The sequence below is a fragment of the Corallococcus sp. RDP092CA genome (genome assembly GCF_041903675.1).
Lineage (GTDB): Bacteria > Myxococcota > Myxococcia > Myxococcales > Myxococcaceae > Corallococcus.
The window spans coordinates 22,625-37,883 of sequence record NZ_JAYESI010000009.1; the positions used below are offsets into that span (position 1 = coordinate 22,625).

Sequence of the window (15,259 nt, forward strand, 5' to 3'; positions counted from 1 at the left end):
CAGCCGCGCAAACCGTATGGACACGCACCCGCCGGGCGCTGGTGCCCCGCGGGGCCTCCGGGAGCCCCCATGTTGAACCCCGATATCCGGCTGGCCCTCACCTTCGACGACGTGCTCCTGCTGCCCGGTGAGAGCGCCGTCACCCCGCGTGATGCCGACCTCACCACCCGCCTCACCCGCAACATCCGCCTGAACGTGCCCCTCCTGTCCGCCGCCATGGACACCGTGACGGAGGCGCGCACCGCCATCGCCATGGCCCAGGAGGGCGGCATCGGCGTCATCCACAAGAACATGACGCCCGAGCAGCAGGCCCTGGAGGTCCTCAAGGTCAAGAAGTTCGAGAGCGGCATGGTGGTGGACCCCATCACCATCGACCCGAAGGCGCCGCTCTCCCGCGCGCTGGAGCTGATGAAGCAGCACGGCGTGTCCGGCGTGCCCGTGGTGCAGGGCAAGCGCCTGGTGGGCATCCTCACCAGCCGCGACGTGCGCTTCGAGAAGAACTTCTCCCAGAAGGTCGAGGACGTGATGACGACGAAGCTCGTCACCGGCCGCGAGGGCATCACCCAGGACGACGCCCAGAAGCTCCTGCACGAGCACCGCATCGAGAAGCTCCTCGTCGTCAACGAGGCCTACGAGCTCAAGGGCCTCGTCACCATCAAGGACATCGAGAAGCGCCGCACCCACCCGTACGCCGCCAAGGACGCCAAGGGCCGCCTGCTCTGCGCCGCCGCCGTGGGCGTGTCGCCGGACCGCGAGGCCCGCATCGACGCGCTGGTGAAGGCGGGCGTGGACATCATCGTGGTGGACACCGCGCACGGCCACTCGAAGGGCGTCATCGAGGGCGTGCGCGACACGCGCAAGAACTTCAAGGGCTTCGACCTCGTCGCCGGCAACGTGGCCACCGCGGAGGGCACGCGCGCCTTGATTGAAGCGGGCGTGGACGCGGTGAAGGTGGGCATCGGCCCGGGCTCCATCTGCACCACCCGCGTGGTGGCCGGCGTGGGCGTGCCCCAGGTGACGGCGGTGGATGACTGCGCCCGCGAGGCGGACAAGCACGGCATCCCCATCATCTCCGACGGCGGCATCAAGTACTCGGGCGACATCGTGAAGGCGCTCGCCGCGGGCGCCAGCTCCGTGATGATCGGCTCGCTGTTCGCCGGCACCGAGGAGGCCCCCGGCGACGTCATCCTGTACCAGGGCCGCAGCTACAAGAGCTACCGGGGCATGGGCAGCCTGGGCGCCATGAAGCAGGGCGCCAAGGACCGCTACTTCCAGTCCGACGTGGAGGCCGTGAAGCTGGTGCCCGAGGGAATCGAGGGCCGCGTCCCGTACAAGGGCACGCTCTCCATGAACGTGCACCAGATGCTGGGCGGCATCCGCAGCGGCATGGGCTACGTGGGGTGCGCCACCATCGAGGAGCTGCGCACGAAGGCCAACTTCGTGCGCATCACGTCCGCCGGGCTCAAGGAGAGCCACGTGCACGACGTCATCATCACCGAGGAAGCGCCCAACTACCGGATGGAGTAGCGCCACCGGCGTCCCGGGCCCCTGCTCAGCAGGGGCCACGGGGTGGGGAACAGCTCCCCCGGCGAGCGCGCCGGGGGAGGGGAAGCCGGGGGCTACTTGCCGCGGCGCTTGCCGCCGGAGGACGCGTCCTCGGCGGGGAGGGACGTGGCGGACACGCGCTTCTCCGCCGCGTTCACGCTCTGGAGGAGCGACTCGCGGTCGTCCGGGTCCAGCGCCTCGATGGCCTTCCTCAGGGTGCTGAAGTCCAGGCGGGCCACCGTGACGGTGTTGCCACCCTTGATCTCCTGCACCGTGGGCACGCTCACCAGCTCGCGCAGGTAGGTCTCGAACTCCACCCGGACGTCCGCGGTCTGCTGGATGCAGGTGTCCTTGGCGTTGACCAGGCCCTGGCTGCCCTCGCGGTAGCTCAGGTCCGGGTTGCGGGCCATGGCCTCCTCGAAGGTGTGGGTCCGGTCCTTCAGGGACGAGTACAGGTTGACGTAGTCCACCAGTCGATCGGACTCCGGGCGGTTCACGTCGCGCGCCTTGTTGAGGGGCGCGGAGGTGTCATCGCAGGTGAGCTTGGACAGCGCCTCGACCCCGGGCGCGTCCTTCACCGCGACGCTGCGGGTGTCACGCTCCAGACGCTCGTCGGAGGTGATCTCCTTCACGCACCCCGCGGAGGACAGGAGGAGCATGGCTGCTGCAGTGGAAGCGGACAGGCGGCGCACGAACAATTGACGGCCTTTCAGCGTTGATTTCCCGAAGTTTGTAGCGATAAGGGCCCCCACCCGTCAACGACGCCCCCTGGGAGAATCGCCGGTGGACCTGCACTCCGAGAAGATCCTGATCCTTGATTTCGGGAGCCAGTACACCCAGCTCATCGCCCGCCGGGTGCGCGAGCTGGGCGTCTACTGCGAGATCCACCGCCCGGACCTCCCCGCCGCCGACCTCCGCCAGTTCGCCCCCAGGGGGATCATCCTCTCCGGAGGGCCGGCGTCCGTGGAGGCGCCCGGCTCCCCGCGCTGTGACCCCTACGTCTTCGAGGCCGGCGTCCCGGTGCTGGGCATCTGCTATGGGCTCCAACTCCTCGCCAAGCTGCTGGGCGGCCGCATCGACCGGAGCGCCCACCGCGAGTTCGGCAGCGCGGCGGTGGAGGTCCTCTCCGCCCGGGGCCCCTTCGCGGAGTTCCGCCCGGGGGACCAGGTGCAGGTGTGGATGAGCCACGGCGACCGGGTGGACGCGCTGCCCCCGGGCTTCGAGGCCATCGGCCGCAGCGGCAACTCGCCCTTCGCGGCGGCGGCCCACGCGACGCACCCCTGGTATGGCTTCCAGTTCCACCCGGAGGTCGTCCACACGCCGCAGGGCAAGGCCATGCTGCGCGCCTTCCTCTTCAACGACTGCAAGGTCTCCGGGTCGTGGACGATGAAGGGCTTCATCGACGAGGCGGTGGAGAGCATCCGCAAGCAGGTGGGCGCCGAGGGCCGCGTCATCTGCGGCCTGTCCGGCGGCGTGGACAGCTCCGTGGCGGCGCTCCTGCTGCACCGGGCCATCGGGCCCCGGCTCCAGTGCATCTTCGTGGACAACGGCGTGCTGCGTCAGAACGAGCGGGCGCAGGTGGAGGCGCTCTTCGTGGACCGCTTCCACGTGCCGCTGAAGACGGTGGACGCGCGGGAGCGCTTCCTGGCGAAGCTGGCCGGCGTGACGGATCCGGAGCAGAAGCGGAAGATCATCGGCCGGGAGTTCATCGCCGTGTTCGAGGAGGCCTCACGCGACGTGCAGGACGCGGGCTTCCTGGCGCAGGGGACGCTGTACCCGGACGTCATCGAGTCCGTGTCGTGGAAGGGCCCCTCCGTCACCATCAAGAGCCACCACAACGTGGGCGGCCTGCCGGAGCAGATGAAGCTCAAGCTGGTGGAGCCCCTGCGCGAGCTGTTCAAGGACGAGGTCCGCGCCCTGGGCCGCGAGCTGGGCCTGCCGGACGAGATGGTCTCCCGCCAGCCCTTCCCGGGCCCGGGCCTGGCCATCCGCGTGCTGGGCGAAGTGACGGAGCAGCGCCTGGACCTGGTGCGCCGCGCGGACGCCATCGTGCAGGAGGAGATCCATCAGGCCGGCCTGTACAAGGAGGTCTGGCAGGCCTTCGCCGTGCTGCTGCCGGTGCAGAGCGTGGGCGTGATGGGCGACGAGCGCACCTACGAGTCCACCTGCGTGCTGCGCGCCGTCACCAGCGTGGACGGCATGACGGCGGACTGGGCGCGCCTGCCGTTCCCCCTGCTGGAGAAGATCTCCTCGCGCATCACCAACGAGGTGCGCGGCATCAACCGCGTCGTCTACGACATCTCCTCCAAGCCGCCCGCCACCATCGAGTGGGAGTGAGATGCCGTGAGTCTCAGTCAACCGTTTGCGCATGGGGAGGGGTTCGGGGAGGGGGCTGTCGGCAGCAGCGGGGTGAAGGGCTTGCGACGCTTGGCGACGGAGTAGACGGCGGCGAGCAGCTTGCGCATGGCGGCGACGAGGGCCTGCTTGGGCAGCTTTCCACGTGCTCGCAGGCCCTCGTAGAAGCGGCGCAGCCAGGGGTTCTTGCGCACCGCGGTCAGCGTCGGCATCCAGAGGGCATGGCGTAGCCGGGCATTGCCGTAGGGGCTGAGGCCCGCGCGCGAGGGCGTGCGCTTGCCCGAATGGGCCAGCCCCGGCACCACGCCGACGTAGGCGGCCAGCGCCTTGGCATCGCGGAAGTCGGCGGGGTTGCCCACCTCGGCAATCAGCCGGGCGGCGGTGAGAGGGCCGATGCCGTCAATGGTGGTCAGCAGCTTGCCGACGTCATGGGCCTCGAGCTTCTTCTCGATGTCGCGCTCCAGGTCTTTCAGGCGCCGGCGCAGTACGCCCAGGTCCTCGCACGCGTAGCGCACCTGGACGCGCCAGGCCTCGCCATGGTGGGCCCCGACACTCACCCTGGCCGCTTGCAGCAGGGCCTCGGCCAGCTCGCGGCCGACGAAGTGCCGGCCGTCGTAACGCAGGTAAGCCACCTCTCGCATGCGCGCGGCGCGGAAGGCCTCGGCCGTGGGGTACTTCTCCAGCAACGCGCACGCCAGCTCGCTGCCCAGGTCCTTCACGTGGCGGGTGAATTCGGGGAAGCCCAGGTCCACCAGCCGGTGCAACTGGCGCACCCGGTCGCCGAAATCCTGCACCAGTCGCTCGCGCAGCCGCACCAACTCGCGCAACTCCTCGGTGGCGGCCGCAGGCAGCGCAGTGGCATGAGGGCGCTTCTGCTGGGCGAAGCGAGCGATGCCCAAGGCGTCGATGCTGTCCGTCTTGGTGCGCGCCAGGTCCTCGGCGGCAAACCGCCGGGTGCGCACCGGATTGAGAAGGGCCAGTTGGAAGCCCGCGGCAGCCAGGTGGGCGAAGAGGTTCTTCCAGTAGTGCCCGGTGGCCTCCAGGGCCACCAGCACGTCCTGAGGACTGCCCAGCACCTGCACCAAGGCCTGGTAGCCCTCGGCGTCCTCATTCACCGACTGGGGCTTGAGCAGCACCTGCCCCGCCTCGTCCACCACCGCCACCACATGCGTCTGACTGCCGATGTCGATTCCTGCAAACCGCATCCGTCCCCTCTCCACTGGGGTACGCAGGGAGCCTCGGAGCCGGTGTTTCTGCCCGCCCTTGTGAATGCGAGGCGACGACGCTCCGCCGTCCCCCTGGATGCCGTTCGAGCCTGAAACACCGGTCGAGGGCGCCAATCTCAGTCCCGAGGACGTAGCCCCAAGGCGAACACGGCGACCCTCTCCCGGTACCTTCCGGCCCCGCTCTATACCGGAACCGTCAGGCTGGTGGAGTTCATACAAGGTGCGGCCTCAGAGCGCCGGTGCGGGCGTGGCCGCTTCGGCCTGGACGCTCGCGGAGGAGGCCGGGGCGCCGCCGCGCGCGACGGCGTCCAGGTTCGCGAGGCCCCGCTCGAATTCCTTGCCGAGCATCGTGTCCATGTTCACGACGAGCGACATCGCCTTGCCCATCAGGGTGTTCTCGCCCTCCATCGCCCAGCTCACGCGGGTGCCGCCGCGCTCCGGCGTGAGGGTGAAGGTGGCCTGGTTCGTGGCTTCGAAGGGCTTGAAGAACTCCAGCTTGAGGACGACGCGCGCGTCCGGCTGGCTCTCCACGATGGTCATGCGGCCATCCCCGGCCTCACCGCCGGCGTAGGCGAAGCTGGCGCCCGGCCCTTCATGGGGACCGTCGAACGTCCTGGTCACCCCGGGCGCGGGCTCGGAGCGGAACGGGTTCCACGTGTCGAGCCGGTGCAGGTCGTTGATCAGCGCGAAGACGGTGGCCGGGGGCGCGGCCACGAGCGCGTTGCGCTCGATGCGGAAGTGGTCCGGGCGGGTGGCGATGAAGGCGCCCAGGGCGACGACGAGGACGAGGGCGGCGATTGCGATCTTGCTGGCCATGGAAGGCTCCTGCTCGGCGGAAGAAGTGCTCCCGGGTGAGCGGGAGGGTTCATCTCCACGTCGAACGAGGGGTCGCGAAATCGACACGGCATTTCCGCCCGCTTTTCCGAGCCCGAGCCCCTCGGGAACACAGCTCACTTCACGGCGGGCCGGAGGGCCTGGAGCCGGGCCTTGTCCAGCTTCGCGGCGACTCCCACGCTGCGTCCCGCGAGGTTCGCGACGACGTACTGCACGGAGCTGCCCAGCACCTGCGCGCTCTCCGACAGCGTGAGTCCGTAGTCCTGCTCCAGCCACTGCGCCATGCCCTGGGTCGCGGAGCGGAGGGCGTCGTCCAGCGAACCGCCCTGCCCCAGCGTCATCAGGTGCGTGGGCGACTCCACGCGAGGTGTGGACGGGGACGGCTTGCCGTGCAGGACGTCCACGGTGAGCTCGACGTCCATGGAGGTCTCCAGCGCGTACTGGGACGTCTCGCCGTCGCCCTGCGCGGCGTGGGCGTCGCCCACGTACAGGAGTGCTCCGGGCTGAGCCACGGGCAGGTAGACGGTGTTGCCCTCCACGACCTCGTTGAAGTCCATGTTGCCGCCGTAGCGGCCGGTGTCGCCGGTGGACAGGGGCGCGGCGCCGAAGCCGGGCGCCACGGCCAGACCGCCCAGCATGGGGCGCAGCGGCACGGTGAAGGCCTTCAGGCGTTCCGTCGGGTGCTCCGGTGTCGCGACGCCGCGCTCGGGGTCGAGCTTCCAGCGCACGGGCTTGCCCAGCTCCGTCGCCTTCGCGGCGAGCCCCGTCGTGAGGGCGCGGCCCACGATGCTGTCCAGGCTGTCCGCGAACGAGCGGTTCAGCTTGAGGCGGCGGATGCGGATGGCCAGCGTGTCGCCGGGGTTCGCGGTGGCGATGAAGAAGGGGCCTGTCTGCGGGTTGCCGAAGAGGGCGCGGGTGACGCCCTTCGAGTCCATGCCGCCGGAGTCGAGCGTCGAGGTCCGCACGGTGTCGCCCGGCCAGAGGGTCAGCACCGGCGCGCGGTGCGCGGTGAACTCGTTGGACCACGAGGTGGGCGTGAAGTCATGGACGCGCGGAGGGCCCTCGGGTCGAGCGGGAAGCAACCGGGCCGTGAAGGCGTGGGACACCCGAGCCTTCGGGTTGTTGCTGTCGGGGTAGTCCGCGGTGCCGCGCAGCGAGGCACCGCTCACCTTGCCGTCGAAGACATAGGTCTGCTGGCGCGAGTCCGTGACGACGAAGTGGAGGGTGTTGCCCGTGCGTTCCCCCTTGAGCGCGTCTCCGTCCAGCACGCCGGAGAGGCGCTTGCCGTCGCGCTCCAGCGTGAGGAACTGGTAGGCGGGGTTGCCCCACAGGTCGGTCGTCATGAGCCAGGACTCGGAGGCCGCGAGTGCACCGGCAGGCAGACAGCAGAGGAGGACGGCGAGGGAGCGGATCATGGGCCAGCGCAGTGTAGAGGAACGCGCCAGCTCCGCGTCACCTCAGCCGGTGGCTGCGGGCTCGCAGCTCGCCAAGGGCGTCCTTCATCCGTCCCCAGCCCCCCGCCATGAGCCCCATCCAGAGGGTTGAGAACATGAGAAGCCTCCGCGGAGGCCCCCGCCGAAGGCGAACCGTCAAAACCTGTCCGACTGTCGGACAGGTTTTACTCGTGCCGCCCCGGCTGCCTCGGTCATCGTTTGGCGCCTCGCGGTTCCGTCACCGCAGCCGCTGGCTGAAGCTCCGCAACCGATCGCGGGCCTTCACCAGCTTTTCGCGGGGAATCGAGAACACCGCGCGCACGCGCTCCGGGTCGCCGCACCATGCGCCGCCGTTGAGCACCACGTGGGTGTGCTCGTAGATGATGCGCGGCAGGTTGTCCGGAGTGAGCTTCACTCCGTCCACCGAACGCCCCAGCCACGCTGTCATCCTCGGCGCCAGGAACAGGCCGCCGACCTCCGTGGCCTCCGCGCGGCCGTCCTCGGGCAGCGTCTCCGCCACCAGCGCCCGCTTCTCCGCCAGGTCGCGCCGCATCCGCGCCAGATAGCTCCGCAGCGCCTTGTGCCGCGCGGCGTAGAGCAGCTGTCCATCCGGCCCACGAGCATGGGCCGCGTACAGGTACGCCGCCGCGCGCGCGGTGGGCGTGTGCAGCACGCCCGGTGCGCTGTCTCTCAGCGCCGCCACCAGCGCCCGGTCCTTCGTGGCCACCCACCCCACCCGCAGGCCCCCGGCCGCGAACTCCTTCGACAGCCCTCCCAGCAGCACCGTCCGCGCCCCGATGCCTGGCACCGCGCCCTCCAGCGTCACCGGGCTGTGCACCGTCTCCGCCGTGGGGTTCGTGAGGTTCACCAGGCCGAAGATCTCATCCGACACCCAGAGGCAGCGCTGCTCCACCACGAACGTCGCCAGCGCCATCAGCTCCTCGTGCGACAGGTAGTGCCCCGTGGGGTTCGCCGGCTGCGACAACACCACCGCGTCCGGCGTCCCGCCGCGCGACCGGCGCGACAAGAGCGCGCCCAGGGGCCCGGACTCCACCTCGCACCCCGCCGCGAGGAACGTGGGCGCGAGCACCCCGTAACAGGGCGTCACCAGGAACACGCGCGGCATGCGCCCCAACCGCTGGCGCAGCGCCACGCCCAGGTGGTGCATGAGCGGCCAGACACCGGGCGCCACCACGACGTCCTCGGGGGAGTAGCGGGCGCCTCGCGTCTCCAGCAGGAAGGCCGCCACCGCCTCCGACAGCCCCGTCTGCACGCCTTCCGCGCGCGGCGCGACGCCCGCCGCGATGAGCCCCTCCACCAGCGGCAGCGGCAGCGGGCCCTCGTTCTCGCCGTAGTCCAGACGCACGAGCTCCGGGTTGTCCTCGCGGAAGAACTTCGGCGCGAACGCCGGCAGCGCCCCCAGCCTCGCGATGCGCTGCGAGCGCGGCAACGGCACCTCCGGCGCCCGGTGCGGCGAGGGCGGCTCCGGCTCCGCGAAGGCCATGCGGAAGGCGAGCAGTTCGGAGAAGGTGCGCTCGTAGAACCACTCCGCCAGGAGGCTGATGCGCGAGTACGTCACCTCGGCCGCCACCTCCAGGTCCGCGCGCAGCGGCTCCGGCACGGGCAGCAGCAGCGTCAGCTCCAGGTCCGGCCACACCGCGTTCTTGATGAGCCCGTACAGGATGACCAGGTTGGGCGCGTGCGGCGTCCGCGCGAGGAACTCGAAGAGGGTGCGCGGCTCCACCTCGCCGGTGATGTTGAAGAAGGCGCTCTCGTCCAGCACCACCCAGATGCCCCGCCGCGCCGCCTCCGCCACGATGTCGCGCAGCACCGCCAGGTTGGTGCGCTCGCCCGGCTCCACCGTCAGGAACACCGCCTTCACGTCGAAGGCGGTCAGCAGGCGGCGGATCTCCCCCAGCGCGTCGTGCGTCACGGTGGCGCGCACCCCCGCCTTGTCCAGCGCGCGGGCATAGAGCGGATGCAGGCTGCGCGACACCAGCACCGCGTCCCCGGGGTCGCACGTGGCGAGCAGGAAGGAATAGACGGCCTGCTCCCGCTCGGGCGCCACGAACACCGAGTCCTCCGACAGCCGCAGGCCGAAGTGCCGGTCCAGGTAGCGCGCCACCAGCTTGCGGAAGGGCGCGTCTCCGGCCTCGTGCGCGTAGGGCAGGTACGGCGCCTGCGACAGCCGCTCCGCGAGCGCCGTGACGAAGCCCAGCTGCTCCGCGGACACCGCCCCCAGGTCCAGCTCCTCCTGGAGCGCCGCGATGCCCAGCGAGCGCAGCGCGGCGCGCAGGGCCAGCGTCTCCCTGGGCAGCGACAGCTGCGCCTCCCACACCGCCACCTCGTGCCAGATGGGGTGTCCCGCCTGGAGCCAGCCCAGCGCCGTCGCCGCGCGCAGGGGCTCGGGGCTGTGGGCCTCCATGAAGAACTCGAACTCGCGCCCGGTGCGCTGCTCCAGCGACACCAGCGGGCGGATGTCCGTGTCCGCCGCCTGCATCACCCGCCGCGCCACCCGCACGCGGGTGGTGAAGCCGCGCCGGGTGAACATCCGCGCGATGATGGCGCGGCCCGGACGGCCCGCCAGGTTCAGGAGCAGCCGCCCTCCCGGCAGCAGCCGCTCCGGCGCCTCGTTGAGCAGCCGCGCGATGAGCCCCAGGCCGAAGTGGTCCTCGTAGACGTTCTGCAGCGAGGTGTAGTTGGACAGGTCCAACAGCGCCTGCGCATCCGCCTGCGCCAGCTCCGCGGGCAGCTCGTCACCGCGCAGCACCTGCGGAATGCACCCGACGATGAAGTCCCACGCGGGCGTCTGGGGCTGGCTCAGCAGCAGGTCGCTCTCCCCGAACGACAGCCGCGACACCAGCTGCTCGTCGCCGTTGAGCCACGCGTTGCACAGCCCCACCGCCGGGGCCTGCGGGTTCAGGTCCAGCCCCCGGATGTGCTGGAGCCCCGTGAACTTCGCCAGCGCGACGCAGATCCACCCGGAGCCGGAGCCCACCTCCACCAGCCGCTTGCCGGCGTACTCGTCCAGGGGGACCTTCAAGAGCCCCTCCAGGAACGTGAACGCCCACGCCTCGGGCGCGAAGATGGACGGCAGGATCAGCAGCTCCAGCCGCTCCTGGGACGCGCCCACCGCCACCACCACCGACGCCAGCCGCAGCGGCGCGCCCTCCGGCTGGTCGCGCGCCAGCTCCGCCAGCTCACGCAGCTCCACCAGCGCGCGCGGGCGCTCGTCCGGCCGGGACAGCGCCTCGGAAAGCGTACGCAACTGGACAAAGGCTTCACGGGGTGACGCGGGGTAGGTCGCCATGGCGCGCCCGACTGTCCGGGCCCGCTTCCCCTCTGTCAACGACCGCCTGTCCTGAAAGACTGACGCAATGCAGTACCGATTTACAGATTGTCATTCCGAGTTTACATGGGAAATCCTGAGTCAAACGCCAGTAAGCACAGCGCCCACCGGACGGCCCCTCTCGTCCGGTGAGGACGCCCCATGAAAAGACAGTCGCAGCTGGCCTTGCTCGCGGTGTTCGCCGTCATCTTGATACACGCGCAGCCGGCGCGGGCGCAGATCGCCGCCGCGCACGTGTATCACAATCACATGCCCAACTTCTGGGCGTACTACGACCTGACCCAATACAACGCGACGCCGGTGGGTGGCCCCATCCGCTACGCGTATGACGGGCAGGTCATCCAGCTAAAGCAGTCACCCCCGTCCAATTACACCTATTTCCTGCCGTCGGGCGCGCCCATGCCGCACGACGACCTGGTGACGTACTACTCGCACCACGCGAAGGTGGGCGCGTATCAGTCCTGGCCGCCGGACGTCGCCGCGGACATGAGGACGAATGCCGCCACGGGGCAGGTTCACGTCACCATGTCCGGCGCGGTGGTGAACAACGTCAACGACCTGGTCACCCTCCGCAATGTGTCCGGCTATGACAACGCCAGCTGGGGCGCGACCTGGAGGGAGCGCTACACCACGCTGCGCACGCCCGCGGGCAACCGCACGCTGGACCTCATCCACTTCACGGGCCACCACTCCATGGGGCCGCTGGTGGGGCCGGACTACTTCCTCAAGGACCTCATCTACCAGAACGCCACGCTGTCCCAGTCCTACTTCCTGGGCAGCGCCTTCACGTCCTCCAAGGGCTTCTTCCCCACGGAGCTGGGCTTCAGCGAGCGGCTCATCCCCACGCTGGCGAAGCTGGGCGTGAAGTGGTCCGTCATCGGTGACAACCACCTCTCCCGCACGCTGCGGGACTACCCGTTCCTCGACGACCCGGGCTCGGACACGCTGGTGTCGCCGCCCAACCGCGCGGACCTCCAGAACACCAGCGCCGTGGGCGCGTGGGTGAGCGAGGCCATGGCGCACGAGCAGCAGGTCATCCGCAACAAGTACCCCTTCGCCTCCACGCCGCACTGGGTGCGCTACGTGGATCCGTCCACGGGCGCCGAGTCGCGCGTCGTGGGCATCCCCGTCAACCAGAACGGCTCCTGGCTGGAGGGTTGGGAGGGCCAGGCCACCGTGGACGTGGTGGGCCTGCGTGAGTTCGAGGGGCTCACGTCCCAGAAGCAGTTCTTCGTGCTCGCGCACGACGGTGACAACTCCGGAGGGCGCGCGGGGTCGCTCGACACGTGGCTCAACGGCCGCGCCGTCACCTGCTCCAGCGGCGTGCAGTGCCTCGGCATCGACGAGTACCTGGCCGCCCACACGCCCGCGACCACGGACGTGGTGCACGTGCAGGACGGTTCGTGGGTGGACACGCGCGACTCGTCGTCCGACCCGCAGTGGCACCACTGGCGGCTGCCGTTCGGCATCTGGAAGGGGCAGTTCCCCGCCTTCAACTCCGCCACCGGCCTCAACCTGGCGCCCAAGACGAACCTGAGCGGCGTGCAGGAAGGCATGACGGTGTCGCTGGAGCACGGCTGGCACTACCTGGAGCGCAACTTCGCGCTGCTCCAGGCCGCGCTCAACTACGCCAAGACGGCCGAGCAGCTCTGGCTGGACGCGCCCCCCCACCACTGGGAGCCCTCCACGGCGCTGGATTCGCAGGTCACGCACGCGGGCAACCAGCTGAACCCGTGGATGCTGTCCTTCCCGGTGAAGGGCGACGCGGCGAATGACTGGGCGGGCGGGGCGAACCCCGCGGAGCTGGCCTGGTACTTCCTCCTGCCGGCCATGGACTCCGGCTTCGGCTACTACGACGAGAACGTGGACGACAACGTGAAGCCCACGCTGTCCTTCAACCAGTCGCTCTACTTCTCCAAGCCCTACGTGCAGGACCGGCTGGCGCAGGACCGCACGGGCCCGTCCATCTGGTGGCCGCAGCGCTGGCCGTACAACCCGGGCAGCGCCAACACGGACAAGTCGGAGGGGTGGACGCTGCACCACTTCGACAACACCTTCGCGCTGTATACCTATGCGTTCGACGTCAGCGGCATCACCAGCATCAAGGCGCGGGTGCGCGTGCACACGGCGAAGCGCATCGACCCGCTGGACAACACGCCCCGCGTCTACGACCCGGTGGCGCTGAAGGCGGCGGGCGTGCCCGGCATCGACCCGTCGCGCGTGGGCGCCTGGGTGGACTACCCGCTCCAGCGCCGCGAGCTGCGCCCGGTGATGAACGGCGTGGCGTGGCAGCCGGCGTCCCTGCCGGTGATGCAGAAGGTGGCCGCGCAAGAGATTGGCGACCTCTACTCCGTGTACCTGGGGGCCTATCGCGACCAGCTGCTCGACTACTACATCGAGGCCACCGACGCGCGCGGCAACGTCACCCGCAGCGAGATCCAATCCGTGTACGTGGGCGCGGGCCGGTACCGGCTGGAGGGCGGCAAGTACATCGAGGACCTCAACGGCTCGGTGACGGGCACCCATCCGTTCCTCCGCGTGGACACCACGGCGCCGTCCGTTCCCACGGGGCTCGCGGCGACACGCACGGACCGCTCCGTGACGCTGACGTGGACGGCCTCCACGGACGACGTCGGGGTGACGGGCTATCAGGTGTTCCGCGATGGCGCGCAGGTGGGCTCGCCCGCCACGACGCGCTACACGGACAGCGGGCTCACGGCGGGCACGGCCTATGGCTACACGGTGAAGGCGAGGGACGCGGCCGGCAACACGTCCGCGGCGAGCAGCGCGCTCTCCGTCACCACCCTGCCCCCGGACACCACGGCGCCTTCCGCGCCCTCGGGGCTCTCCGCTTCGAGTGTCACCAGCTCGTCGGTGGTGCTGAGCTGGACGGCCGCCACGGACAACTACGGCGTGAGTGACTACCTGGTGTTCCGCGATGGCATCCAGGTGGCGGCGCCCACGGCGACGACGTACACGGACACGGGGCGGTCCTCGAGCACGACGTACAGCTACGCCGTGAAGGCGCGCGACGCGGCGGGGAATACGTCCGTGGCGAGCAGCGCGCTCTCCGTCACCACCGGCCTGGGGTACACGGCGACGGTCTATTACAAGAAGGGCTTCGCCACGCCATACCTCCACTACCGGCCCGCGGGCGGCGCGTGGACGACGCCGCCGGGTGTGCCCATGCCGGACGCGGAGGTGGCGGGCTACGCGAAGTACACGGTGAACCTGGGCGCCGTGCAGCAGTTGGAGGCTGTCTTCAACAACGGCAGCGGCACGTGGGACAACAACAACGGCGGCAACTACCTGCTCCCCACGGGGACCTCCACCTTCAACGCAGGCGTCATCACGGCGGGCGCGCCGGTGAGCGACACCGCGGCGCCGTCGGTGCCTACGGGCCTGACGTCTCCGTCGAAGTCCGCGACGACGGTGTCGCTGAGCTGGATCGCGTCCACGGACAACGTGGGCGTGACGGGCTACCTGGTGCTCCGCGATGGCACCCAGGTGGGGACGCCCACGTCCACCAGCTACACCGACAGCGGGCTGTCCTCCAACACGGCCTACAGCTACACGGTGAAGGCGCGCGACGCGGCGGGCAACACGTCCGCGCAGTCCACCGCGCTCTCCGTCACCACGTCCACCAGCGGGGCCACGGTCACGTTCAACGTCACGGCGAGCACGGTGATGGGCCAGAACGTGTACGTGGTGGGCAACGTCGCCGCGCTGGGGAATTGGAGCCCGGCCAACGCCATCCTGCTGTCCCCGGCCAACTACCCCACGTGGAGCGCGGCCGTCGGCCTGCCGGGCTCCACGGCGATTGAGTACAAGTTCATCAAGAAGGACGCCGCCAACAACGTCACCTGGGAGAACGGCGCCAACCGCACCCTGGCGACGCTGGCCACGGGCACCACGGCCGTGAACGACACGTGGCGCTGAACAGATGAACGCACCTCGCGGCGGGCCTGGAAGCCGGGCCCGCCGCGAGGTGTCGTGTTGGACCTGATTGACGTGGCGCTCGGCCCCTCCCCCAATGGCTGCCTTCCAGACCCAAACTCTGTCAGGATTCATCCTGACCATGCCTGCCATCTACGAAACGAGAACCAATCCGAAAGGCTACCGGGAGGTCTACCTGCCTTTCCATCCCAGCAACAACCATGGCTGGGTCCTCGAGCATCGGCTGGTTGTAGAGCTGTCACTGGGAATCCGTCTTCCGAGCAAGCTCCACGTTCACCACCGAGACAGACGTCCTACCCATAACGTCCGGGAGAATCTGCTGGTGTGCCCAGATTCACGGGTTCACGACCTCATTCACACCGCTATCGACAGCAACGACGCCCGGTCACATCGGGAGTTGGAGCAGTTCTGCTTGAACTTCGAGCAGTCCATCCAGTCCCGAGCCGATGAACTGAGAAGCAGCTTCTTGGACTACAGGGCACCAGGCCCCGGCGCCCGCTCCCAGGTCTCTTCGGAAGAAGAAGCCATCGCGAGGCTTCCGTCCGCATTGAAGGAACGAC

8 protein-coding genes are annotated in these 15,259 nt (G+C 69.7%); 3 read left to right on the top strand and 5 right to left on the bottom strand.

Features of this window, described 5'->3' with window-relative positions:
• The first annotated feature begins 69 nt into the window (after positions 1–69).
• Entirely contained in the window at positions 70–1,527 is a 1,458-nt protein-coding gene (gene guaB, locus U8525_RS12315; protein ID WP_374265061.1) for an IMP dehydrogenase, read from the top strand.
• 92 nt (positions 1,528–1,619) lie between these two features.
• On the opposite strand, the gene U8525_RS12320 is transcribed toward guaB, so the two are convergent.
• Positions 1,620–2,204 carry a hypothetical protein gene (locus U8525_RS12320; protein ID WP_374265063.1) on the bottom strand — a complete coding sequence of 195 codons (585 nt, stop codon included), beginning with the start codon at positions 2,202–2,204 and terminating at the stop codon, positions 1,620–1,622.
• A 124-nt stretch (positions 2,205–2,328) separates the two neighbouring features.
• On the opposite strand from U8525_RS12320, the gene guaA reads away from it, so the two are divergent.
• Positions 2,329–3,882: a glutamine-hydrolyzing GMP synthase gene (gene guaA / locus U8525_RS12325; protein WP_374265065.1), complete on the top strand. Its 1,554-nt coding sequence runs from the start codon at positions 2,329–2,331 to the stop codon at positions 3,880–3,882.
• A 17-nt stretch (positions 3,883–3,899) separates the two neighbouring features.
• On the opposite strand, the gene U8525_RS12330 is transcribed toward guaA, so the two are convergent.
• The 4 genes from U8525_RS12330 to U8525_RS12345 form a co-directional block, all read right to left on the bottom strand.
• Complete coding sequence (locus U8525_RS12330; RefSeq protein WP_374265067.1) at positions 3,900–5,105, bottom strand: IS110 family transposase; 1,206 nt, start codon at positions 5,103–5,105, stop codon at positions 3,900–3,902.
• 249 nt (positions 5,106–5,354) lie between these two features.
• Complete coding sequence (locus U8525_RS12335; protein WP_374265069.1) at positions 5,355–5,942, bottom strand: SRPBCC family protein; 588 nt, start codon at positions 5,940–5,942, stop codon at positions 5,355–5,357.
• 134 nt (positions 5,943–6,076) lie between these two features.
• Positions 6,077–7,303, bottom strand: a complete 1,227-nt coding sequence (locus U8525_RS12340; RefSeq protein ID WP_374265071.1) for an acetamidase/formamidase family protein — start codon at positions 7,301–7,303, stop codon at positions 6,077–6,079.
• Positions 7,304–7,631: 328 nt separating this feature from the next.
• Entirely contained in the window at positions 7,632–10,703 is a 3,072-nt protein-coding gene (locus tag U8525_RS12345; RefSeq protein ID WP_374265073.1) for an aminotransferase class I/II-fold pyridoxal phosphate-dependent enzyme, read from the bottom strand.
• A 180-nt stretch (positions 10,704–10,883) separates the two neighbouring features.
• Between U8525_RS12345 and U8525_RS12350 the strand changes: the two genes are divergently transcribed.
• On the top strand, positions 10,884–14,681 hold the full coding sequence (locus tag U8525_RS12350) for a carbohydrate binding domain-containing protein (protein WP_374265075.1): 3,798 nt from the start codon (positions 10,884–10,886) through the stop codon (positions 14,679–14,681).
• Positions 14,682–15,259 lie beyond the last annotated feature (578 nt).

What these genes read in the sequence shown, in the direction of transcription:
- guaB (WP_374265061.1), top strand. Translation starts at nt 70, where the DNA reads ATGTTGAACCCCGATATCCGGCTGGCCCTCACCTTCGACGACGTGCTC.
- U8525_RS12320 (WP_374265063.1), bottom strand. Translation starts at nt 2,204, where the DNA reads ATGCTCCTCCTGTCCTCCGCGGGGTGCGTGAAGGAGATCACCTCCGAC.
- U8525_RS12330 (WP_374265067.1), bottom strand. Translation starts at nt 5,105, where the DNA reads ATGCGGTTTGCAGGAATCGACATCGGCAGTCAGACGCATGTGGTGGCG.
- U8525_RS12335 (WP_374265069.1), bottom strand. Translation starts at nt 5,942, where the DNA reads ATGGCCAGCAAGATCGCAATCGCCGCCCTCGTCCTCGTCGTCGCCCTG.
- U8525_RS12340 (WP_374265071.1), bottom strand. Translation starts at nt 7,303, where the DNA reads ATGACGACCGACCTGTGGGGCAACCCCGCCTACCAGTTCCTCACGCTG.
- U8525_RS12345 (WP_374265073.1), bottom strand. Translation starts at nt 10,703, where the DNA reads ATGGCGACCTACCCCGCGTCACCCCGTGAAGCCTTTGTCCAGTTGCGT.
- U8525_RS12350 (WP_374265075.1), top strand. Translation starts at nt 10,884, where the DNA reads ATGAAAAGACAGTCGCAGCTGGCCTTGCTCGCGGTGTTCGCCGTCATC.